Below are 20,283 nucleotides of genomic sequence, written 5' to 3'. Positions count from 1 at the left end.
GCCGCAAGGGGCGCCCGCATGAACACGCCTTCGCAAGCAATCGGAAAGGGGCGCGTCGTCATTCTCGGCATCTATGTGACCGATCTGACGTTTCGCGCCGGACGTATGCCGCAGATCGGCGAAACGATCGCGGGCACGGCGTTCGCCATGGGGCCGGGCGGCAAGGGCTCGAATCAGGCGGTCGCGGCCGCGCGGGTCGGCGCGGACGTGGTGTTCTGCACCCGCATCGGCAACGACGCGTTCGGCTCCATCGCACGCGCCACCTGGGCCGCTGAGGGCATCACGGCGCGCGCGTCGGTGATCGACGGCGTCTCGACGGGCGCGGCGCATATTTTCGTCGACGACAACACTGGCATGAACGCGATCATCGTCGCATCCGGCGCGGCCGGCACGATGGAAGCCGCCGACGTCGATGCGATCGAAGCCGACATCGCGTCGGCCCGCGTGTTCGTCACGCAACTCGAACAGCCGCTCGAAGCCGCGCGGCGTGGGCTCGAAGTGGCGCGCAAGCACGGTGTGATCACCGTGTTCAATCCGGCGCCCGCCATGCCGCTCGACGACGCCATCTTCCCGCTGTGCGACTACATCACCCCGAATGAAACCGAAGCAACCGCATTGACCGGCGTGCCGATCGCGAACGCCGACGACGCCCGCCGCGCCGCCGACGTCTTGCTCGCCAAAGGCGTCGGCACGGCAATCATCACGCTGGGCGAGGGCGGAGCGCTGTTGCACTCGGCGACTCAATCGCACCTCGTGCCCGCGTATCGCTGCGGCCGCGTGGTGGAAACCGCCGGCGCCGGCGACGGCTTCACGGGCGGCTTCGCGGCAGCGCTCGCACGTGGCGACGACGCGATCACCGCACTGCGTTTTGGTTGCGCACTCGCCGGTATTTCCGTGACGCGTCCAGGCACGGCGCCTTCCATGCCGACGCTCGCCGAAGTGAATCAAGTGCTGAACCAGCCGGCCGGCGTATCCCAGCCATCCTGAACTGAGCGTTTGCGAAGCCCGAAGGAGCGTGTCGTTACCATGAAGTCTGCGTTCACCGCTGGAAAACTGTTCGGCGACCGGCAACTGAATTTCCTGCTGATCGTCAACGTGCTCGTCGTGCTGGTCGCGACGTGGCTCTCGCGCGGCCAATTCGTCGACATCGACAATCTGCAGTCGATGGGCGGCCAGTTGCCCGAGCTCGGCCTGCTCGCGCTCGGCATCATGCTCTCAATGGTGTCGGGCAACGGCGGCATCGATCTGTCCGGCGTCGGGCTCGCCAACCTGTCCGGCATGGTGGCCGCGCTGGTCGTGCCGCGCTTTGTCAGTGGCGACGATTCACCCGCGCTATATACGTCACTGTTCTGCGTGATCGTGGTGGCAATGGGTTTGCTTGGCGGGCTGTTGAACGGCGTGGTGATCGCCCGCCTCAGACTCACGCCGATTCTCTGCACGCTCGGCACACAACTGCTGTTCACGGGCTTTGCAGTGGTGCTCAGCAATGGCGCCTCGGTGCATGTCGATTACGTGGACCCGTTGTCGAATATCGGCAACGGTACGGTGTTTCAGGTGCCGATCGCATTCTGCATCTTTATCGCGGCGGTGATCGTGCTGGGGTGGCTGCTCAAGCGCAGTCCATTCGGCTTGCGTCTCTATCTGATGGGCACCAATCCGAAAGCGGCGTTCTATGCCGGCATTCCGCGCGCCCGCATGCTGATCACGACGTATGCGATGTGCGGCGTGCTCGCGTCGCTGGCCGGGCTGATCAGCGCAACGCATACGTCCAGCGCGAAATGGGACTACGGCAACTCCTATCTGCTGATCGCGATCCTGATCGCGGTGATGGGCGGGGTGAATCCTGCCGGCGGTCATGGCCGCATCATCTGCGTGTTCTTCGCCGCGACGGTGCTGCAGTTTCTCTCCAGCCTGTTCAATCTGATGGGCGTGTCGCAGTTTTTCGGCGACTGCGCGTGGGGTTTTCTATTGCTGCTGTCGCTGGCGTTTGCGGGTGGCGAACGGGTGCGCGCGATCTTCGGCTTCGGCGGCGGGACGGGCGCTTCGAATGCGGTGAGTTCAGCGAGTTCAACGCCAAAAAGTTAGCGGCGTTACATGAAGTTTCAGTACGCGGCGGACAACGAGCCCAGGCTGTCCGTGACGGTGAAGTGGGCGACATCGAACGATAAAGGAGACATCGCATGAAATTGACTCGACTGGGTGCGGCGCTTGCGGCAGGGGCGTTGACGGTAGGCGTGATCGCCGCGGCGCAGGCTGCCACGAACGAAACGATCGTCACGGTCGTCAAGGTGACCGGCATCAACTGGTTCAACCGCATGGACGACGGCGTCAAGCAGTTCGCCAAGGACAACCCCAACATCAACGCGTATCAGACCGGCCCCGGCCGCGCGGACGCGGCGCAGCAACTGAAGATCATCGAAGATCTGATCGCCAAGAAGGTGACGGCCATTGCCGTGGTGCCCTACGATCCGCCGACGCTCGAACCCGCGTTGAAGAAGGCGATGGATCGCGGCATCAAGGTGGTCACGCATGAAGCGGACAACGCCAAGAACACGATGGTCGATATCGAGGCGTTCGACAACACCGCCTACGGCGCCGGCCTGAACGAGCGGCTCGCCTCGTGCATGCACGACGACGGCAAGTGGGCCGTGCTGGTCGGCTCGCTCGGCAGCCGCTCGCAGGTGCAATGGGCGGACGGCGGTATCGGCAACGCCAAGGCCAAGTATCCGAAGATGAACCTGGTCGAGCCGAAGCTCGAAACCAACAACGACGGCGAGCGCGCCTATGAAGTCGCGAAGGAAGTATTGCGCAAGCATCCGGACCTGAAGGGCTTCCAGGGTTCGTCGTCGCTCGACGTGATCGGCATTGGCCGCGCGGTGGAAGAGGCCGGCATGCAGGGCAAGATCTGCGTCTACGGCACGGGTCTGCCGACGGAAGCCGGCAAGTTCCTCGAAAGCGGCGCGATCAACGGCATCGCGTTCTGGGATCCGAAGCTCGCGGGCATCGCGATGAACAAGGTCGCGCAAATGCTGGTGGACGGCAAGACGGTTGAAAACGGCGCCGACCTCGGCATTCCGGGCTACACGAAGGTGACGGTCGCTAAAGGTCCGGGCAAGGGCATCATCGTGCGCGGGCAGGGCTGGGTGAACGTCGACAAGTCGAACTACAAGCAGTATCCGTTCTGAACTTTGCGGCTTCCGGTTTTTGTTTCATGTGTCATGGCGTCCTCGCAAGGGGACGCCTCAACCTGTGACTCGCTACAATGAATCAAGAAGCAACCTCACCTAAGTCACCGCAGTCTGAAGCGTCGCAGCCGTTTCTGGAGGTTGTCGGCGTGCACAAGCGTTTCACCGGCGTGCATGCGTTGCGCGGCGTGAGTCTGTCGTTCGAGCGCGGGCAAATCTATCACCTGCTCGGCGAAAACGGTTGCGGCAAGAGCACGCTCATCAAGATCATTTCCGGCGCGCAGCCGCCCGACGAAGGCGAACTCGTGATCGAAGGCGTGCGGCATGCGCGGCTCTCCGCGCTCGAATCGCTCGCCGCCGGCATCGAGACCGTGTATCAGGACCTCTCGCTGCTGCCCAACATGAACGTGGCCGAAAACGTCGCGCTCACGTCGGAACTCGCCACCCATCAAGGCAAGCTGGTCCGCACCTTCGACCGGCGCGAACTGGCCCGCACGGCCGCGCGCGCGCTCCAAGCAGTCGGCCTGCCCGGCAACGCGGAGTTTCAGGCCACGCTGATCGAGCAGTTGCCGCTCGCCACGCGGCAACTGGTGGCGATTGCCCGCGCGATCGCCAGCGAGGCGAAGTTCGTCATCATGGACGAGCCCACCACGTCGCTTACGCAAAAGGAAGTGGACAATCTGATTGCCGTGCTCGCGAATCTGCGCGCGCAGGGCGTTACCGTGCTGTTCGTGAGCCACAAGCTCGACGAATGCTATGCGATCGGCGGCGAAGTGATCGTGCTGCGCGATGGGCAGAAAATGGCGCAAGGACCGATCGCGCAATTCACCAAGGCGCAGATCAGCGAATTGATGACAGGGCGACATCTGTCGAATGAGCGCTATCGCGAAGGCGCACACGAGCCCAACGTCGTGCTTGAGGTGCGAGGCTATACGCGCGCGGGCCAGTTCAGCGATGTGTCGTTTGCGCTGCACGGCGGCGAGATTCTCGGCATTACCGGCCTGCTCGACTCGGGGCGCAACGAACTCGCACGTGCGCTCGCGGGCGTCGCGCCGGCGCAATCCGGGCACGTGACGCTCGACGGCAAGACGGTTTCACTGCGCACACCCTCGGACGCGAAGAATCATCGCATCGGCTATGTGCCGGAAGACCGCCTGAACGAAGGGCTCTTTCTCGACAAGCCGATTCGCGACAACGTGATCACCGCAATGATCTCGAGCCTGCGCGACCGCTTCGGCCAGATCGACCGCGTCCGCGCGCAGGCGCTTGCGGAGCAGACGGTGAAGGATTTGCAGATCGCCACGCCGGGTGTCGACAAGCCGGTGCAATCGCTGTCGGGCGGCAACCAGCAGCGCGTGCTGATCGGCCGCTGGCTCGCCATCGACCCACGCGTGTTGATTCTGCATGGACCGACGGTCGGCGTCGACGTCGGCTCGAAGGACATCATTTACCGCATCATGCAGCGCCTGTCGCAACGCGGCATCGGCATCATTCTGATCAGCGACGATTTGCCCGAACTGCTGCAGAACTGCGATCGCATTCTGATGATGAAAAAAGGCCGCGTGGCCAGCGAATATCGGGCCGACACGTTGAGCGAAGCCGATCTGTATCACGCGCTGCTTTCGGAAGCCGCATAAAGGACGTTCCCATTTATGAACTCGCGCATCGATTCGCGCCTGAACCAGACCATGACCACCCCGACCGTCGTCGAAGTCGCCCCCGAGGTCAAGCCGCCGAGCTTGCGGGCCAAGCTCGCGCGCAATCCCGAATGGTTCACCCTGGGATTGATCGTGGTGACGTGCCTGATTGTCGGCGCGATCAATCCGCGCTTCTTCCAGTTGGCGACGCTGTTCGACCTGTTGCATTCCGCGACCACGATGTCGCTGTTCGCGTTGGGCACGCTCGTGGTGCTGGCCTCCGGCGGGATCGACGTGTCGTTTACTGCAATTGCCGCGCTGACCATGTACGGCATCACCAAGGCCGTCTTCGCCTGGTGGCCGGATGCGCCGTTCGCGCTGATCCTGATCACGGGCGCGCTCGGCGGCGTCGTGCTCGGCATTGTGAACGGGTTGCTGGTGCATCGGCTGAAGGCGCCTTCGCTGATCGTCACGATCGGCACGCAGTATCTGTATCGCGGGCTGCTGCTGACGTTCATCGGCACGACGTTCTTCATGAACATTCCGCACAGCATGGATCATTTCGGCCGCATTCCGCTGTTTTTCTATCACACCGCCGACGGCCTGCGCGCCGTGCTGCCGGTATCCGTTGTCGCGTTGGTGGCGGCCGCGGTGGTCACGTGGTGGCTGCTGAATCGCACGATGATGGGACGCGGCGTCTATGCGATGGGCGGCAGTCTCGCCATTGCCGAGCGGCTCGGCTACAGCCTGCGGGCGATCCATCTGTTCGTGTTCGGCTATACCGGCATGCTGGCCGGTATCGCGGGCATTCTGCACGTGTCGAACAACCGGCTCGCCAATCCGTTCGATCTGGTGGGCACCGAACTCGACGTGATCGCCGCTGTGATTCTGGGCGGCGCACGCATTACGGGCGGCACGGGGACGGTGGCCGGCACGTTGCTCGGCGTGGTGCTGGTTACGCTGATCAACAGCGTGCTGATTCTGGTGGGCGTGCCGAGCACCTGGCAGAAGGTGATTATCGGCGCGTTCATTCTGGTCGCCGGGACGCTGTTCGCCTTGCAGCGCAAGAACTGAAGATTGAACCGCGGCCTCCGCGTTGCGAGCGGGGGGCCATAAATGCAGAGGTGAGCAGGCGCGCCTAGCGGCGCTTGCGATGCTCCTGGCCTTTCTCGGTGATGATGGAATCGAAGTCGTCCACTTGCGAGAAACGCACGGCTTTCACCACGCCGAACTTGCTCTGGTCCACCACCAGATGCCGCTCGACCGCGCTCGCCATGGCCGCCTGTTTCAGCGCGACCTCATGAAAATTCCAGCACGTCACGCCGCGCGCCGCGTCTACGCCGCCGGCTGAAATGAACGCCTTGTTGATGCCCATGCGGCGCAACATCTCCAGACTTTCTTCGCCGGCGAACGAATCGGACGAAGGGACATAGACGCCGCCCAGCAGAATCATCCGCACATTGGGTTTGCGCCGCAGAATCTCCGCGACGTTCAGCGAATAGCACACCACCGTGACGTGCCGCTCGACCGGAATCAGCCTTGCCAGCGTGGTGAGCGTGGTGCCGCAGTCGATGAACAGCGTCTCGTTGTTGCCGATGAGTCCCGCCGCGATTGCCGATGCCTCGGCCTTGGCCTGCGCGAAGTGGTCTTTCTCTTCTTCGAGTGAATAGCCGGCGTTATTGGGGACGTCGGTCGCGCTGACGATGTAGCCGCCGAGATACGTGAATCGCTCGGGACTGCCGGCGATATCGCGCCGGACAGTCATTTCCGAAACGCCCAGCAGGCCGGCGGCGTCGCGCAGGCGCATCACGTTTTGCCTGCCCAGTGCTTCGGCAAGGGCGCGGAGGCGGTCGGGTTTCAGCATGGAGCTCCTGTCGCGCAGTGAGGAAGGGCGTTATGTTTTGTTCGATTTGGTGAAAGAATTATAACAAGAGGCGGTGCGCACGGCGAGCGGGATATCGGTTGTTTGGGACGGCCGGCGGCAGGTGCTCGCGCGTTTTCGTACTGTCCAGTGCGGAAGAAGTGCTGAAGTCAAACGGCAGATCGCTTTCTTCTCGAAGTCCACTCACGCGGCCATAGAATTTCATAGCGTTAATTGGCTAGATGAAGCAGGGCTCTATTGGTGAGCAGCGATTGCGCGGGAGACGATTGTATTCAGAATGAATGCATCATTTTTAATCCGCACCGCATTACGCGATTCATTCATTTACATTTCTGTAAGCCTCGTTATAATCCGAACGCTTACGTCGCGGCTTTTCGCGGCCGGAGAAAAACTGACAACGTCGCGTGGAAAACGGATCACGATAATGGCTGGCGGACAAAATATCAAAACTCTGTGCGAGAACCACTGGGCGCGATGGAAAGCCGATTGCAGCGGCTTCCTGAAGGCCGTCGCGGCGGACCTCGATATCACGTTGACGGGTGATGCGAACAGCATTATCGACACGATCGGCCGCGCCCCGTGGACTCAACTCGGTTCGGATGCCGATAAGGCCGTTGCTTATGCGGGACTCGGCTATCTGGTGGTTGCCGGATTGAAGGCGACGCATCACGGCCATGTGGTGATTGTCATGCCGGGTCAATCGAAACCTTATCCGCTCGCGTATTGGGGCCGATATGGCGGCGTCGGACGGAAAAACACCGCCATTAACTTTTCCTGGTCGCATGCGGATCTCGCGAACGTCCAGTATTACGCTATCAAGCCATGAAGCAGAGTCTTATCACGCGAGCGGTCATGGCCGCTGCCGGTCTGTTGATTGCGGCTCCGGTTGCCGTCGCGCAATCGTGTCATTACAACGAGGTGAATCCCGGCACGGGCAAGCTCAGCGTGGGCGACCTGTCCATCGATCTGGGTCAGAGCGACGGCACGGAGAGTCCGACGGCCTGGCTCGGTCCGCTCACGCTAAGCCATGCGGGTGCCGCGCCGTGCTCCGTGGACCCGGACGTCAGCATCGTCGAGCGGCCGCTTTATTCGAACGGCAAGCAGCTTCTCGTCTCCACGTATTCCGGCAGCGAGCAGGTGGTCTATGCGATCGATGCGTCGACTTGCAAGATCCAGTGGAAAAGCGATTCGTTTTCCGGCAAGGTCAAACTGAGCGGCAACCGTTTGCAGATGGATAAGCGCAAGGTGAAATTGGGCTCCAACTGCACGCCTTGAGGCGGTTTGCCAGAGTGTGCTGCATATTCAGCTCGCTCAAGTCGCGTTTGAAGATCAGGCAGGCGCACCGCGCGACTCCTGCGTGTCCGTCGCGAGATATCGGCCCGGCGTCGTTCCCATTGCTCTGCGAAACATATCGATAAACGCGCTGACGTTGTCGTAACCTAATTCGAGTGCGATCGTCGTTACGGGTACGCCATCCGCGACAAGTTCGAGCGCGCGCAGCAACCGCGCCTGTTGACGCCATTGCGCGAACGACATGCCTGTCTCGCTCACGAAGCGACGACTCAGCGTGCGCGGCGCGAGACCGGCCCACGTCGCCCATTCTTCCAGGCGCCGGTTATCGGACAGATCACTAACCAGCGCGTCCGTGATCCGCACCAGCCTCGGGTCTTCCGGGCGCGGCAAATCCAGCGATTCCTCTTTCGACGCTATCAACTCGTCGATGATCACCTCTGCAATCCGCGTCTGCCCCTGATCGAGTTCCACCCCCGGCCATGTGGCGACGCGCCTCGCCGCTTCGCGCAGCAAAGGCGTGGTTTTGATCGCGCGCGGCTCACGCGGCAACTGCGCGCAGCGGTGCTCGGTAATGAAAACACTCCACCCTGAGAACGGACCATACGAGCGAACCGAGTGAACGCAATGCGGCGGAATCCAGATCGCGTGAGTGGCCGGCACGACCCAATCGCGCTTGTCGAGGCCGACCGATACAAGCCCGCTCAACGCGCCCATGAGTTGTCCGCGCGCGTGACTATGCGACGACGTCGCGCGCGCCTCGCTCTGCGTCAATTCCGCCGCGGCGAGGAACGGCCCTTCGGGCGATGTGACGAGATCCGGTCGGATTAATTGCTTCGGCATGGCTGGAACACCGTATTGAATGGCCTTTATACCGGAGACCGGCCGCGTTTGCACGCCTACACTCGCTTCCATTCTTTCAATGACTGGAGGGCAATGACATGCGAGCCGAACAGGTTCTCCCCGATTCCGCCGATCGAATCGAAATGCGCGGCGCGACGATCCGCAAGGGCACGGTAGGCGCTTTCCTCGCCAACGCGCGGGTCTGGACCGATCCGCAAGCCAGTGAACAGGCACGCGCCGAAGCCGAGGCCGACATGCTCGACGCACTGCCGGCGCTGCGCGCGCTCGGCTTGTTCGACGTGCTCGACATTCGCGATGTCGCGTTGCGCGATTGGGTCCACACGCACTGAGCGACGCCTCGCGGCAACCACACAACAAGGAGTCACCATGAAAGCAGCAGTCGTAAAGGCAGCGGGCCAAGCGCCCGTGTATGCCGATTTCGAAGTGCCCGTTGCAGCGCCCGGTCAATGTGTCGTCGACGTGACGGCGTCCGCCCTGAGTCACGTGACGCGGGCGAGGGCAGAGGGTTCGCACTATTCGTCGACGGGGAGCTTTCCGTTCGTTGCGGGCGTCGACGGTACGGGGCGCCTGGAAGACGGACGGCGTGTCTACTTCTTCAAGCCGCAAACGCCATTCGGCGCCATGGCCGAGCACAGTCTCGTGTCGGCCACGCATTGCATCGCGTTGCCCGACGCGCTCGACGATATCACCGCGGCCGCGATCGCAATTCCTGGCATGTCGTCGTGGGCGGCGCTCATCGAGCGGGCGCGCTTCGTGGCCGGCGAGACGGTGTTCATCAACGGAGCAACGGGTACGTCGGGGCGACTGGCTGTGCAGATCGCGAAGCATCTCGGAGCAGCGCGCGTCATCGCAACCGGCCGCAATACCGCGGCGCTCGAATCGCTGGCGCTTGCCGGTGCCGATAGCACGATCTCCCTGGCGCAGGACGAGAGCGGTCTCACGCGCGCATTCGAAAATACCTTCCGCAACGGCGTGGACGTGGTGCTCGATTATCTCTGGGGCGCGAGCGCGCAGTCGTTGCTTATCGCGGCAGCAAAGGCTTCGCCGGACGACTATCCGGTGCGCTTCGTTCAGATCGGTTCGGTGAGCGGCGCGGATATCCAGTTGCCAGGCGCGGTGCTCCGTTCAGCGGCCATCACGCTGATGGGCAGCGGTATCGGCAGTATTCCTTTCGCACGTCTGCTCGAGACGATGAACGCCGTGTTCAATGCCGCCGTGCCCGCCGGATTGCGGGTCGCAACCCAAGCCATCCCGCTCGCGGCGTTAAGCTCGCATTGGGAAAACGCGAGCAGCGCGACGCGCACGGTGTTCATTCCCGCGCCATAAGAACGTCATGCCTGGACCACTCTGAAGATCGACTGCGAACGCGTCGTCATTTTGCCGGTTAAGATGCCGACGCTCTTCACCTCTACTTCGAACGAGATATCCGCCTGCGCCGGCGTGCCTCAGGGAATTACCTGAGACGCGAAAGCCATGGTTTTCGTCTACCTTGTCCGATACCGAATCGGTTTGCGGTGAATACCGGTTGCGCAAGGAGCTCCAATGACTGCTCTGGACCAGATTGACACCATCGTGATCGTCATGATGGAAAACCGTTCCTTCGATCACGCCCTCGGCTATCTGAGCCTGAACGGCGGCCAGGTCAACGGCCTTTCCGCAGATCCTGCGTGGCAGGCGAACTTCATCAACGTATACAACGGCAAGCAATATCCCATCCATGCATTAGATCCGGCCGGCCCAGCCATCTCGGATCCGCCTCACGACCGCGCCCCGATCGCCACGCAGATCAACACGCCGTGCGCGCCGGGTGGATGCCCGGAACTCGGCGGATTCGTGCAGAGCTATGCGACCCGCAATCCGCCAGCGTCGAATCTGGCCGACGTGATGGGTTATTACGACGCTCGCACCGTGCCCACCTTCGACTTTCTCGCGAAGCACTTCACGGTGTGCGACAACTGGTTTGCTCCATTGCCCTCGGGAACTCAGGCGAATCGCCTGATGGCGATGGCGGGGACCAGCCTGATCAGCGACAACGTGCAAGGGATGAGCTTTCTGCCCGATCAGCCACTTGCCTACGATTGGCTCCGCCAGCGCGGCATACCCTGGTGCGTCTATCAATCGGGAAGCTTCTTTCCGTTCTTCAGCCTGATGAAGGAGTGGCTACCGGAAATCCTGCTGTCCTTGACCCTGCCGCTCAACGATGCCGGCGGTAACTTCCGGCGGTATTCGAGGTTTGCCCGCGACTGGCAGGGCAACAGCATTCTGCCGAAAGTGATCTTCATCGAACCGGAATATACCGACGGTCCTCATCACACTGCTAACGACGATCATTGTCCAACGGGAATGGCGGGAGGCCAGGCGTTCATTGCCGATATTTACCGGACCTTGATTTCGAATCCGACCAGATGGAAAGAGACGCTGTTGATCGTGACGTACGACGAGCACGGCGGATTCTTCGATCATGTGGCGCCTTTGGACATTGCGGCCGACATCGCGGGATATTCTTTCAAGACCACCGGTCTGCGCGTGCCGGCTTTTCTGGTGTCGCCGTATGTCACGCCGGGGAACGTGTTCTCGGGAAAACTCGACCATACTGCGGTGCTGCAAATGCTCGCCGAGAAGTTCGACTCGCAGAGGCAGTATTCCGCAGCGGTCAGCACTCGCAATGCGCAACTCGATCCACTGGCGAGCGCGCTGAATAGTCAGCCTGTGGTTCAACCTCCGCCTGCGCTGGCGGGCGCGCCGATACAGACCACGGCGGCCGCGTTCAACGGCCCGGTGCAAGCGGGCGTGTCGGATACGACGCAGGCTTTTCACAATGTCGCGCTGCAGGTGGCAAGGGATCACCCGCAATTGCTGAGCTCGCCGCAGTGGACGGGACTGGCGGAGTATCTCTCCGTGTATGGGAAGCATTGAGGGAGAGCGCGTGCGAGAACGAAACGCTTTCTACTAGGCGGCGAGCTTCGAGCTTTGTTGTCGCAGGCCCTCAAAGATCTTGTCCGACACATCGTCTGGAAATGCGGACGGCAACCGCGCGCCAAAATAGCCTGTAAATGGCAAATACAGTAAATAGACTGTTAAGCCGCTACGAGCGTCAGAAGACCCTCATCACGCGTGCGACTCCGCCAACCTGCAACGGGGCCGCCGCCGCAGATTTTCTTCAAGCCCCGGGGACATCGCTTGCCAGTCGCGCGAGCATTTTTTTCATTGTGTTTCCGTGAATAGATGCGTGTACATCAACCGCTACGCATCCCAGATGCGGTGAGGTTTCCCGATCGCGGCGCTCCGGGCCTTGTAGAGGCTTCCTGACCCAGGACCAGAAGTCCGCCGGAAAGGGTGTTCGGGCAGCGAGAAATGCGCTGGCACGGCGCATGCGCATCGGCAGAAGGCATCTCGCCTTAACGCACGCCAGAGCTTTGCTCTGAGACAGCGCAAGTGACATCCGCATCCGCATCGCGATCGTCCTGCCTGCACTTACATCCTCGCAAACCCAAGGTTGTCTTTTCCGGATCAGCCGATCCCATGGAGGACACCTGTCTGAATGGAGAATGATATGTTTGTGCACAATAAACGACTGCAATACACCGTACGGGTTGCTACGCCGAATCCCGGTCTCGCGAACCTGCTGCTCGAACAGTTCGGTGGGCCTCAGGGAGAACTTGCCGCGGCCTGCCGATACTTCACGCAGGCCGTCGCAGAGGACGATCCGGGCCGGCGCGACATGCTCTTCGACATCGCAACGGAGGAGTTGAGCCACCTCGAGGTGATCGGCTCGATAGTCGCCATGCTTAACAAGGGGGCGAAAGGCCAACTCGCCGAGGGTGTCGAGCAGGAGGCGGAACTTTACCGCTCATTGACCGGCGGCGGGAACGACTCGCACACCACCGCGCTTCTGTATGGCGGCGGCCCTGCGCTGACAAATTCGGCCGGCGTGCCGTGGACTGCGGCCTATATCGATACGATCGGCGAGCCGACCGCTGATCTGCGATCCAACATCGCTGCGGAGGCGCGCGCAAAGATCGTGTACGAGCGGCTGATCAATGTTACCGACGACCCGGGTATCAAAGAGGCGCTCGGGTTCCTGATGACGCGTGAAATCGCGCATCAGAAGTCGTTTGAAAAGGCGCTGCATTCCATTCAGCCCAATTTCCCGCAGGGCAAGGTGCCCGGCAATCCGGAATTCACGAACGTCTACTACAACATGTCCTCTGGCGAGGACGTTCGCGGGCCGTGGAACGAGGGTCCTGAATGGGAGTTCGTTGAAGATCCGCAACCGGCAGTTGATGGGGGCGACGGCCTCGCGACCGTGCAGGTGTCGGAAGAAGACATCGCGGTGCTGCAAAGCATGGCGTCGCGCACTGCGTCCGACGTCACTGCCGACCCGACAACTGGCGCTGATCTCGGATCCGGCCAGGCCGGCGCTATTCCGGCTGGCTAAGCACCGGTTCAGGCCAGGCAAGGGTGCGGGCATCGGCACAACGATGCCTGTGCCTCTGCGGGATTATTTTCGCAACACGAGGCAGCGGCCCATCCGCGATCAAGGACCGATCGGCACGGATAGCGGCGTTCGGTCAGGTCGCGGGTGGGACGGCCACCCCGCGCACGAGCCGCACACCGGTGCCGTCCTCTGCGCCGTGCGGGCACAGCCGTTGCGCGGTGACAGACTCCACTCACCCTATTAGGAGGCCACCATGGCACAGCGTAAAACCATCGATGATCTGTTTATTCACATGCTTTCCGATATCTATAGTGCGGAGAAGCAGTTGACCAAGGCCCTCGCGAAGCTGTCGCGCGCCGCTTCCGATCCGCAGTTGAGCGAAGCGTTCAAGATTCACCTTGAAGAAACGCAAGGGCAGGTGGAACGGATCGATCAAGTTGTCGAAACATGCAACATCCGTTTGAAGAGAATGAAGTGTGTCGCAATGGAAGGACTGATCGAGGAAGGTCAGGAGTTGATCGACGAAATCGAAAAGGGGCCGGTCCTGGATGCGGGGCTTGTGGCTGCGGCGCAGAAGGTCGAGCACTATGAAATCGCTGCATACGGCAGCCTTTGCGCTATCGGTAAGCAACTTGGTTTCGCCGAAGGGGTGAAGCTGCTGCAGGCAACGCTTGAGGAAGAAAAGGCAACCGATCTGAAGTTGGGTGAGTTTGCCGAAAGGGCGGGTAACGCGAAGGCCTCGCAGCCGGACGGCGATGACGAAACGACCCGAAAGAGCGGCAGCAGATCAAAGGCTGGCCAGGCGAAAGCTGAACAGGCCTGAACGAACGGCCGCCGCTGTCTCAGACTGCGGAGCGCGCAGGCGCTCCGCAGAATGCGGCTCCGAATGCCGACACGCGAAAGAGGCGGGCGATGCGTTACCGATCGACCCGTCCACCAAAAAACCAACCCAATAGAGGAGTGCGTTCATGCCGCCAGACCGGACTGACCTGCGCGGGGCGGACGATCGCCCCGTCGCGGCAGAGAGATCGTCGGTGCCCGACGCACAGGAGGCGGGTGCAGATTCGCCGCATCTGGACGAGGGGCAGCAGGATCAGGCTGCGGATCACGCGTCGCCTCATGCATTGGTGCTTCACGAGATTGTTCGGGAAGAAGGGGAGGCCGCGCTTGCTCGGACGATCGGCGCGCTGGCCTGGTCGTCGCTCGCGGCAGGGCTGTCGATGGGATTCTCTTTTCTTATACCAGCGGTGCTCGAGGCCCAACTGCCAGAGGCACACTGGCGCTCACTCGTCTCCAGTTTTGGATACACCGTTGGATTTGTGCTGGTCATCATGGGACGTCAGCAGTTATTCACGGAAAGCACGTTGACAGTCGTACTGCCGGTGCTCACCCGCCGCGACGCAAGCACAGTTCGGAAAGCGTTGCGCCTGTGGGCCGTTGTACTGCTGTGCAACCTCGTCGGCACATGGATTTTCGCAGCTATGCTGCGCATTCCAGGAGTCTTCTCCGCCGACGTAATTGATTCGCTGCGCCGGATATCGGTCGACGCAATGGCTTCATCAACGCCCATGCCCACGGTGGTTCGTGCGCTTCTGGCCGGCTGGCTGATTGCGCTGATGGTCTGGCTGCTGCCCAGTGCGCGATCCGGCCGCCTGCTGACGGTGCTGCTGATCACGTACGTCGTCGGGGTAACGCATCTCTCGCACATTATCGCCGGTTCAACCGAAATTGCTTATGCCTGGCTTGCGGGCATCGCGTCGCCGGCGGACTACTTCGCCAAGTTTCTGTTGCCGACTCTTGCCGGCAACGTGATAGGCGGCACCTCCCTGGTTGCGCTTCTCAACCATGCAGCGATCGCGCCCGAGATGAGCTAGAACCGATGAAGCGACGGCCGCGGCGTCGTGAACGCATCGAACGATCACTCAGAAGCGAGCTGGTTCTACGTAACTTTTTCCGAATGGAGCCTCACGATGAGAGCACTTCGCTGGCATGGCAAGCACGACATCCGTTGCGATACGGTCCCTGATCCTGTCATTGAAGAGGGCCGCGATGCGATTATCAAGGTATCGAGTTGCGCGATCTGCGGTTCCGATCTGCATCTGTTCGATGGGTTTATGCCGACAATGGAAAGCGGCGACATCATGGGCCACGAATTCATGGGGGAGGTCGTGGAGGTTGGCAAGGACAACGCAAAGCTGAAGGTTGGCGATCGTGTCGTTGTTCCCTTTACCATCTTTTGCGGCGAGTGCGATCAGTGCAAACGCGGCAACTTTTCCGTGTGTGAGCGTAGTAATCGCAATAAGGAAAACGCCGATAAGGTCTTCGGCCACACCACTGCCGGACTTTTCGGCTACTCGCATCTGACCGGCGGCTATCCCGGCGGGCAGGCGGAATATGTTCGAGTTCCGATGGCGGACACGACGCATGTCAGGATTCCGGAGGGACTCACCGACGAGCAGGTCCTTTTTCTCGGCGACATTTTCCCGACCGGTTGGCAGGCTGCGGTGAACTGCGACATCCAGCCTGACGACACCGTTGCCATCTGGGGCGCGGGACCGGTCGGGCAGATGGCGATTCGTAGCGCGATCCTGCTAGGTGCAAAGCAGGTGGTCGTGATAGACCGTGTGCCTGAGCGGCTCGCCATGGCGCAAGCGAGCGGGGCAGTCACGATCAACTTCGATCAGGAAAGCGTCCTTGATCGCCTCAAGGACCTCACGCAGGGAAAAGGTCCGGAAAAGTGCATCGACGCGGTCGGCATGGAATCGCACGCTACGCGCTCGTTCGACGCCGTGTACGACAGGGTCAAGCAAGCGGTGATGCTGGAGACAGATCGCCCGCATGTGCTGCGTGAAATGATTTACGTGTGCCGCCCGGCAGGCACGCTCTCGGTGCCGGGCGTGTATGGCGGACTGATCGACAAGATCCCGTTCGGCGCGTCGATGAACAAGGGGCTGACCTGGAAGATGGGGCAAACCCACGTCAACCGATGGACCGATGATCTGCTCAAACGCATACAGGACGGTCAGATCGATCCTTCGTTTGTCATCACCCACACAGTGTCGCTGGAAGAGGGGCCGGGCATGTACAGGACGTTCCGCGACAAGGAGGACGGTTGCATCAAGGTGGTACTCAAACCTTAGGTGCAAGCGGGCAGCATGCGCGACCGGCGCGCGAAGCAATGCAACGTAACGGGGGCCCTCATGTGGGGCAGCTTTGTCCAGTTCGAATGACAGGAGGCATTCGATAAGATCGGTCGCGAGATGAACGAAGCATCCCGAACGTCACCCAAGGGGCGCTACCTGTAGCTGACAACACGCGCATGGTAACCTCCCCGACGGCGGAGTCGGCCGTGCGCAATCACTGCCTCGGCATCGACCCGTTTGCCCCGCAACCAGCCCCTGGGGCACGACCGCCCGGCGGCAGAGACTCGACATGAAATCAGGCAAATCATCCAGACAACCGCCACCGGGCAAGCGCGATATCGAGGCGATGTCTGCGTTCCGGTACGACCTGCGCAAGTTCCTGCGTGCTTCCGAAGAAATCGCCAATGCCGCGGGCATCACGACGCTCCAGTATCAGTTGCTGCTGCACGTGTACGGTTTTCCTGACCGGCAATGGGCAACCGTTGGCGAACTTGCGGAGCGGTTGCAGGCGGCGCCGAACGGGACTGCGGCGCTCGTCTCGCGTTGCGAATCGGCGGGGCTCGTAACGCGCACACCGGATCCCGCCGACCGTCGCCAGGTGCAGATCCGCCTCACACCCAAGGGCGAAAAATTTTTGCTGGAGCTGGCGGCTAAGCACAAGGCGCTCTACGGAGCGTTCGGCTGGATTTTCGGCAACATGGGTAGCTAGTTGACAGCAGCGGGTCAAGTCCTGCGGGGCGCCGAGGCAATTTATGTCACAATCTGCCTTAAATGTCATTTTCCCGGCGGCTCCGTGCAACTTCTCTCGTTTATCGACCGGCGCGCAATCCTGCGTAGCCGGCGGCGTTGGCTGTATTTCGGCTTGTTCTGGCTCGGCGCCATCATAACGGGGCTCGCGGCCGTCTTGTACGCGCGGCTCATCGACTTCGGCTACGACATCTTTTTGCGAATGATCGCCCACAACTGGTGGCTGCCGCTGCTCGTCACGCCGGCGATCGCCGCTTTTAGCGTCTGGGCCACGCGCCGCTGGTTCCCCGGTTCAGAGGGCAGCGGCATTCCGCAGGTCATCGCGACGCTACACGATGTACGCACACGCGGCCCGCGTCTGCTTACGCTGCGCATCCTGATCGGTAAAATTGCCCTCTCATTCCTTGTGATCCTCGGTGGCTTCACAATCGGCCGCGAAGGGCCGACGATTCACGTCGGCGCCGCGCTGATGTTTAGCCTTCGGCGTTTCTACCCGGCACGGCTGCGCAGCATTTACGGCGTCGGTCTCGAACGCAAGCTCGCGCTCGCGGGCGCGGCCGCGGGGCTGTCCGCCGCGTTCAATGCGCCGCTCGCGGGCGTAGTCTTCGCCATCGAGGAACTCACGCGTAGCTTCGAGGCCCGAACCAGCGGCGTCATTATCACGGCCATTATTTTCGCGGGCGTCGTCTCGCTGGCGCTTCAGGGCAACTATGTGTATTTCGGCACGATCGCCATCGGGAGCAAACTGCCCGATCTGCTGGCCGTCGCGGTCATTCTGGTTGGCGTGATCACCGGCATTGGTGGCGGCGTGTTCTGCTGGCTATTGCTCAACACCGAACGATGGATGCCCGCCTGGTTATGCACGCTGCGAAAGGTCCATCCCGTGGCGTTCGGCGCAGTTTGCGGCCTCTTCATTGCCACAATCGGCGTGGCCAGCGGCGGTCATCTCTTTGGCAGCGGCTACGCGGAAGCTCGCGGAATGCTCGAAGGCCGTTTGCAACTCGGCGCGGCCTATCCGGCCCTGAAAATGGCGTCGATGGTGGGCTCGTATCTGCCGGGAACGCCGGGCGGCCTTTTCGCGCCGTCGTTGGCCATCGGCGCGGGGATCGGCAACGCATTGCACATCCTGTTCGGACAAATGCAATTGCCGATGTTGATCGCGCTCGGTATGGTCGGTTATCTCGCTGCCGTCACCCAGAGTCCGATCACGGCGTTTGTCATCGTCATCGAAATGATCGACGGGCACGCGCTGGTGATTTCACTGATGGCGACGGCACTGGTGTCGAGTCAGGTATCGAAACTCTTTGCGCCTCCGCTCTACGAAGCGTTGGCGCACCGGTATCTCCGTCATTGATGGACACGCGGCATCCGGGCAGGAAAATTCGTTGATCGGCGGCAGAGTGGGGACCGGGTAAATCGGTGTCCAGCGTTCTTCATCGTCATGTCAGTCAGCTACCGACGTTCCGGTGTGCCAGTCGGAATGCGCGCGGCGTCACGCCGGTATATCGATGAAACACGTCGGTGAAATGCTGCTGAGTCTGAAACCCGGCGCGCGCGCCAACGTCGACGAGGGGAATGGTCTCCTCGCACAACATCGTCCTGGCAAATTTCACTCGTTCGAGTGTCACATACAGATGGGGCGGGTTACCTGTCGCCGTTTTGAAACCGCGTGCAAAGTTTGATGCGCTCATGTTCACCAGAACTGCGAGTTGCTCGACCAGAATGGTTTCGGCGATGTTCTCATGAACGAAGGCTTGAATGCGAGTCAGCATCTGACGCGTAAGCGGCATGTCCGGCTCGACCGCGCCCGCGCAGTGCCCGTAGCGCAAAGCGATGTGCACCGAGATGACATCGGCAAAGGCGTCGGCGCAGGCAGCGTCGATGAGATCCGCGTTATGCAAAGCACCCAATGTATCCGCGGCCTCGCGCAGGAACGGATCCCAGGACTTGGACCATTTCGGAACCGCGCCAAACGCTTCTTGCGAGACTTGCCCAAGAACGCCCGGTTTGAGTGCGATAACCCATCCTCTGGGATCGTTGTCAGCAACGGTGGCCAATTGCACCCCGGCAGGAATAACCGCGACAAACGGTGCACTTATCAGGATCGATTGACTCATTCCGCCCTCGTCGCAGCCCGCAGCCTGCACAACAGTGCCACCCGTCGGTATAACGAGCCGAAATCCCTGCACCGAATGCAGCCCGCCATGGGTGAAAACGACGTTCATCGGTTGGCAGCGTAACTTGTGATCCGGGGTCGATCCCATTGCTTACTCCATAATGAGCGGACGTTTTCTCCTTGCATCGTCGCATACCTAACTTTACGTCGATTTCAAGGCGGCTTAAGGCAGATTCGTAATACGCTCCACCCGCGCCTACCGATCATCGCGATCCCGACCGCGCATGCGGGCTCAAGAATGACATCGATTTATGGCCTGACCGAGGGCTGTCTGAAAGGTATGGGATGCGGCGGCATCTGTTACCGACGATGGTGATCTATGACCCCGAGTTGTGACATGAATTACCGCCCGCTTGCGGCACGACGAACAGTCACCCGGCGGCGCACTAATCGGCGGACCGCCCATTGGAACGAGCGTGCCGCACGCCAAATGAATCGATCACGCACGATGCGAGACATAGGTCAGTGATGCTCGCTGTTGTAGTCGGACCTTGCCTTGGGTGTCGCGCGTACCTTTGCGTATTGAAACTCGGGCAGCGCCTTGATCGCATCTTTCGTCGCACCGGCAAGCACCAGTTTGCCATTGTTGAAATCGAGCTGCTCGATCGGAATGGCCACGTCGTGATGCGACACCCCGAGAAACTGGTTTGCGGCGACGATTGCAAACGATACCGACCGGTCAGGTGCCACGATAATGTCATGAATGACGCCGACTCGCTCACCCTGCTCGTTGAAGACCGGCTTGTTCATGACCGACTTTCTCACGCTCCAGCCTGCCACGATCGCCGCCGACTCTTCCACGCTGACGCCGAGCGGCTGGGTGCCGGCCACCTGGGCGTTCGCCACTAGCGGGAGTGTGAGCGACGACGCGAGCAGCCATACAAGCAGATTCGTTTTCATGAGATTCCCTTCGTTATCGTG

At 61.2% G+C, this 20,283-nt stretch carries 20 protein-coding genes; 16 read left to right on the top strand and 4 right to left on the bottom strand.

Features of this window, described 5'->3' with window-relative positions:
- The first annotated feature begins 18 nt into the window (after positions 1-18).
- The 5 genes from rbsK to B0G80_RS30550 all read left to right on the top strand — a co-directional run bounded on the left by rbsK (position 19) and on the right by B0G80_RS30550 (position 5,896).
- Positions 19-987, top strand: coding sequence for a ribokinase (rbsK, locus tag B0G80_RS30570; RefSeq protein ID WP_116121668.1), 969 nt, complete (start codon positions 19-21; stop codon positions 985-987).
- Positions 988-1,026: 39 nt separating this feature from the next.
- Positions 1,027-2,085: an ABC transporter permease gene (locus tag B0G80_RS30565; RefSeq protein WP_116121667.1), complete on the top strand. Its 1,059-nt coding sequence runs from the start codon at positions 1,027-1,029 to the stop codon at positions 2,083-2,085.
- A gap of 95 nt (positions 2,086-2,180) precedes the next feature.
- Positions 2,181-3,185: an autoinducer 2 ABC transporter substrate-binding protein gene (locus B0G80_RS30560; protein WP_012427059.1), complete on the top strand. Its 1,005-nt coding sequence runs from the start codon at positions 2,181-2,183 to the stop codon at positions 3,183-3,185.
- Positions 3,186-3,262: 77 nt separating this feature from the next.
- Positions 3,263-4,822, top strand: coding sequence for a sugar ABC transporter ATP-binding protein (locus B0G80_RS30555; protein ID WP_116121666.1), 1,560 nt, complete (start codon positions 3,263-3,265; stop codon positions 4,820-4,822).
- A gap of 15 nt (positions 4,823-4,837) precedes the next feature.
- Complete coding sequence (locus B0G80_RS30550; protein ID WP_116121665.1) at positions 4,838-5,896, top strand: ABC transporter permease; 1,059 nt, start codon at positions 4,838-4,840, stop codon at positions 5,894-5,896.
- 64 nt (positions 5,897-5,960) lie between these two features.
- Here B0G80_RS30550 and B0G80_RS30545 read toward each other — a convergent pair whose 3' ends face one another.
- A complete protein-coding gene (locus tag B0G80_RS30545) occupies positions 5,961-6,686 on the bottom strand; it encodes a DeoR/GlpR family DNA-binding transcription regulator (protein ID WP_106277967.1) in 726 nt (241 codons plus the stop codon).
- Positions 6,687-6,981: 295 nt separating this feature from the next.
- Here B0G80_RS30545 and B0G80_RS46490 point away from each other — a divergent pair, with 295 nt between their 5' ends.
- Together B0G80_RS46490 and B0G80_RS30535 are read left to right on the top strand one after the other, a co-directional pair.
- A complete protein-coding gene (locus B0G80_RS46490; protein WP_220377504.1) occupies positions 6,982-7,530 on the top strand; it encodes a hypothetical protein in 549 nt (182 codons plus the stop codon).
- Positions 7,527-7,979: a hypothetical protein gene (locus B0G80_RS30535; RefSeq protein ID WP_147309944.1), complete on the top strand. Its 453-nt coding sequence runs from the start codon at positions 7,527-7,529 to the stop codon at positions 7,977-7,979. Before B0G80_RS46490 ends, B0G80_RS30535 begins: the two co-directional genes overlap by 4 nt.
- Before the next feature lie 54 nt (positions 7,980-8,033).
- On the opposite strand, the gene B0G80_RS30530 is transcribed toward B0G80_RS30535, so the two are convergent.
- The gene (locus tag B0G80_RS30530) at positions 8,034-8,837 is read right to left on the bottom strand and encodes a helix-turn-helix domain-containing protein (protein WP_116123776.1); all 804 of its coding nucleotides are present in this window, start codon (positions 8,835-8,837) and stop codon (positions 8,034-8,036) included.
- A gap of 98 nt (positions 8,838-8,935) precedes the next feature.
- On the opposite strand from B0G80_RS30530, the gene B0G80_RS30525 reads away from it, so the two are divergent.
- The 9 genes from B0G80_RS30525 (at position 8,936) to B0G80_RS30485 (ending at position 18,540) form a co-directional block, all read left to right on the top strand.
- On the top strand, positions 8,936-9,187 hold the full coding sequence (locus tag B0G80_RS30525; RefSeq protein WP_116121663.1) for a hypothetical protein: 252 nt from the start codon (positions 8,936-8,938) through the stop codon (positions 9,185-9,187).
- Between the two features lie 37 nt (positions 9,188-9,224).
- Positions 9,225-10,184 (top strand): zinc-binding alcohol dehydrogenase family protein, encoded by a 960-nt coding sequence (locus tag B0G80_RS30520; RefSeq protein WP_116121662.1) that lies wholly within the window; start codon positions 9,225-9,227, stop codon positions 10,182-10,184.
- A 216-nt stretch (positions 10,185-10,400) separates the two neighbouring features.
- A complete protein-coding gene (locus B0G80_RS30515) occupies positions 10,401-11,774 on the top strand; it encodes an alkaline phosphatase family protein (protein ID WP_116121661.1) in 1,374 nt (457 codons plus the stop codon).
- Between the two features lie 637 nt (positions 11,775-12,411).
- Entirely contained in the window at positions 12,412-13,296 is an 885-nt protein-coding gene (locus B0G80_RS30510; RefSeq protein WP_116121660.1) for a manganese catalase family protein, read from the top strand.
- A 253-nt stretch (positions 13,297-13,549) separates the two neighbouring features.
- Complete coding sequence (locus B0G80_RS30505; protein ID WP_116121659.1) at positions 13,550-14,119, top strand: ferritin-like domain-containing protein; 570 nt, start codon at positions 13,550-13,552, stop codon at positions 14,117-14,119.
- A gap of 145 nt (positions 14,120-14,264) precedes the next feature.
- Positions 14,265-15,170 (top strand): formate/nitrite transporter family protein, encoded by a 906-nt coding sequence (locus B0G80_RS30500; RefSeq protein ID WP_116121658.1) that lies wholly within the window; start codon positions 14,265-14,267, stop codon positions 15,168-15,170.
- A 96-nt stretch (positions 15,171-15,266) separates the two neighbouring features.
- A complete protein-coding gene (locus tag B0G80_RS30495; RefSeq protein ID WP_116121657.1) occupies positions 15,267-16,436 on the top strand; it encodes a zinc-dependent alcohol dehydrogenase in 1,170 nt (389 codons plus the stop codon).
- A gap of 292 nt (positions 16,437-16,728) precedes the next feature.
- On the top strand, positions 16,729-17,148 hold the full coding sequence (locus B0G80_RS30490; RefSeq protein ID WP_116121656.1) for a MarR family winged helix-turn-helix transcriptional regulator: 420 nt from the start codon (positions 16,729-16,731) through the stop codon (positions 17,146-17,148).
- Positions 17,149-17,232: 84 nt separating this feature from the next.
- On the top strand, positions 17,233-18,540 hold the full coding sequence (locus B0G80_RS30485) for a chloride channel protein (RefSeq protein WP_116121655.1): 1,308 nt from the start codon (positions 17,233-17,235) through the stop codon (positions 18,538-18,540).
- 94 nt (positions 18,541-18,634) lie between these two features.
- Here the strand turns inward: B0G80_RS30485 and B0G80_RS30480 are convergent, their stop codons facing one another.
- Both B0G80_RS30480 and B0G80_RS30475 read right to left on the bottom strand, forming a co-directional pair.
- Positions 18,635-19,450 carry an AraC family transcriptional regulator gene (locus tag B0G80_RS30480; protein ID WP_258879081.1) on the bottom strand — a complete coding sequence of 272 codons (816 nt, stop codon included), beginning with the start codon at positions 19,448-19,450 and terminating at the stop codon, positions 18,635-18,637.
- Positions 19,451-19,824: 374 nt separating this feature from the next.
- Positions 19,825-20,262 carry a PRC-barrel domain-containing protein gene (locus B0G80_RS30475; protein ID WP_116121654.1) on the bottom strand — a complete coding sequence of 146 codons (438 nt, stop codon included), beginning with the start codon at positions 20,260-20,262 and terminating at the stop codon, positions 19,825-19,827.
- Positions 20,263-20,283: the final 21 nt, after the last annotated feature.

It is taken from the genome of Paraburkholderia sp. BL6669N2, from assembly GCF_003387275.1.
Classification (GTDB): domain Bacteria; phylum Pseudomonadota; class Gammaproteobacteria; order Burkholderiales; family Burkholderiaceae; genus Paraburkholderia.
The sequence above is the reverse complement of the archived record's forward strand: the minus strand, read 5'-3'. Positions and strand labels throughout refer to the sequence as shown.

What these genes read in the sequence shown, in the direction of transcription:
- rbsK (WP_116121668.1), top strand. Translation starts at nt 19, where the DNA reads ATGAACACGCCTTCGCAAGCAATCGGAAAGGGGCGCGTCGTCATTCTC.
- B0G80_RS30565 (WP_116121667.1), top strand. Translation starts at nt 1,027, where the DNA reads ATGAAGTCTGCGTTCACCGCTGGAAAACTGTTCGGCGACCGGCAACTG.
- B0G80_RS30560 (WP_012427059.1), top strand. Translation starts at nt 2,181, where the DNA reads ATGAAATTGACTCGACTGGGTGCGGCGCTTGCGGCAGGGGCGTTGACG.
- B0G80_RS30555 (WP_116121666.1), top strand. Translation starts at nt 3,263, where the DNA reads ATGAATCAAGAAGCAACCTCACCTAAGTCACCGCAGTCTGAAGCGTCG.
- B0G80_RS30550 (WP_116121665.1), top strand. Translation starts at nt 4,838, where the DNA reads ATGAACTCGCGCATCGATTCGCGCCTGAACCAGACCATGACCACCCCG.
- B0G80_RS30545 (WP_106277967.1), bottom strand. Translation starts at nt 6,686, where the DNA reads ATGCTGAAACCCGACCGCCTCCGCGCCCTTGCCGAAGCACTGGGCAGG.
- B0G80_RS46490 (WP_220377504.1), top strand. Translation starts at nt 6,982, where the DNA reads ATGAATGCATCATTTTTAATCCGCACCGCATTACGCGATTCATTCATT.
- B0G80_RS30535 (WP_147309944.1), top strand. Translation starts at nt 7,527, where the DNA reads ATGAAGCAGAGTCTTATCACGCGAGCGGTCATGGCCGCTGCCGGTCTG.
- B0G80_RS30530 (WP_116123776.1), bottom strand. Translation starts at nt 8,837, where the DNA reads ATGCCGAAGCAATTAATCCGACCGGATCTCGTCACATCGCCCGAAGGG.
- B0G80_RS30525 (WP_116121663.1), top strand. Translation starts at nt 8,936, where the DNA reads ATGCGAGCCGAACAGGTTCTCCCCGATTCCGCCGATCGAATCGAAATG.
- B0G80_RS30520 (WP_116121662.1), top strand. Translation starts at nt 9,225, where the DNA reads ATGAAAGCAGCAGTCGTAAAGGCAGCGGGCCAAGCGCCCGTGTATGCC.
- B0G80_RS30515 (WP_116121661.1), top strand. Translation starts at nt 10,401, where the DNA reads ATGACTGCTCTGGACCAGATTGACACCATCGTGATCGTCATGATGGAA.
- B0G80_RS30510 (WP_116121660.1), top strand. Translation starts at nt 12,412, where the DNA reads ATGTTTGTGCACAATAAACGACTGCAATACACCGTACGGGTTGCTACG.
- B0G80_RS30505 (WP_116121659.1), top strand. Translation starts at nt 13,550, where the DNA reads ATGGCACAGCGTAAAACCATCGATGATCTGTTTATTCACATGCTTTCC.
- B0G80_RS30500 (WP_116121658.1), top strand. Translation starts at nt 14,265, where the DNA reads ATGCCGCCAGACCGGACTGACCTGCGCGGGGCGGACGATCGCCCCGTC.
- B0G80_RS30495 (WP_116121657.1), top strand. Translation starts at nt 15,267, where the DNA reads ATGAGAGCACTTCGCTGGCATGGCAAGCACGACATCCGTTGCGATACG.
- B0G80_RS30490 (WP_116121656.1), top strand. Translation starts at nt 16,729, where the DNA reads ATGAAATCAGGCAAATCATCCAGACAACCGCCACCGGGCAAGCGCGAT.
- B0G80_RS30480 (WP_258879081.1), bottom strand. Translation starts at nt 19,450, where the DNA reads ATGGGATCGACCCCGGATCACAAGTTACGCTGCCAACCGATGAACGTC.
- B0G80_RS30475 (WP_116121654.1), bottom strand. Translation starts at nt 20,262, where the DNA reads ATGAAAACGAATCTGCTTGTATGGCTGCTCGCGTCGTCGCTCACACTC.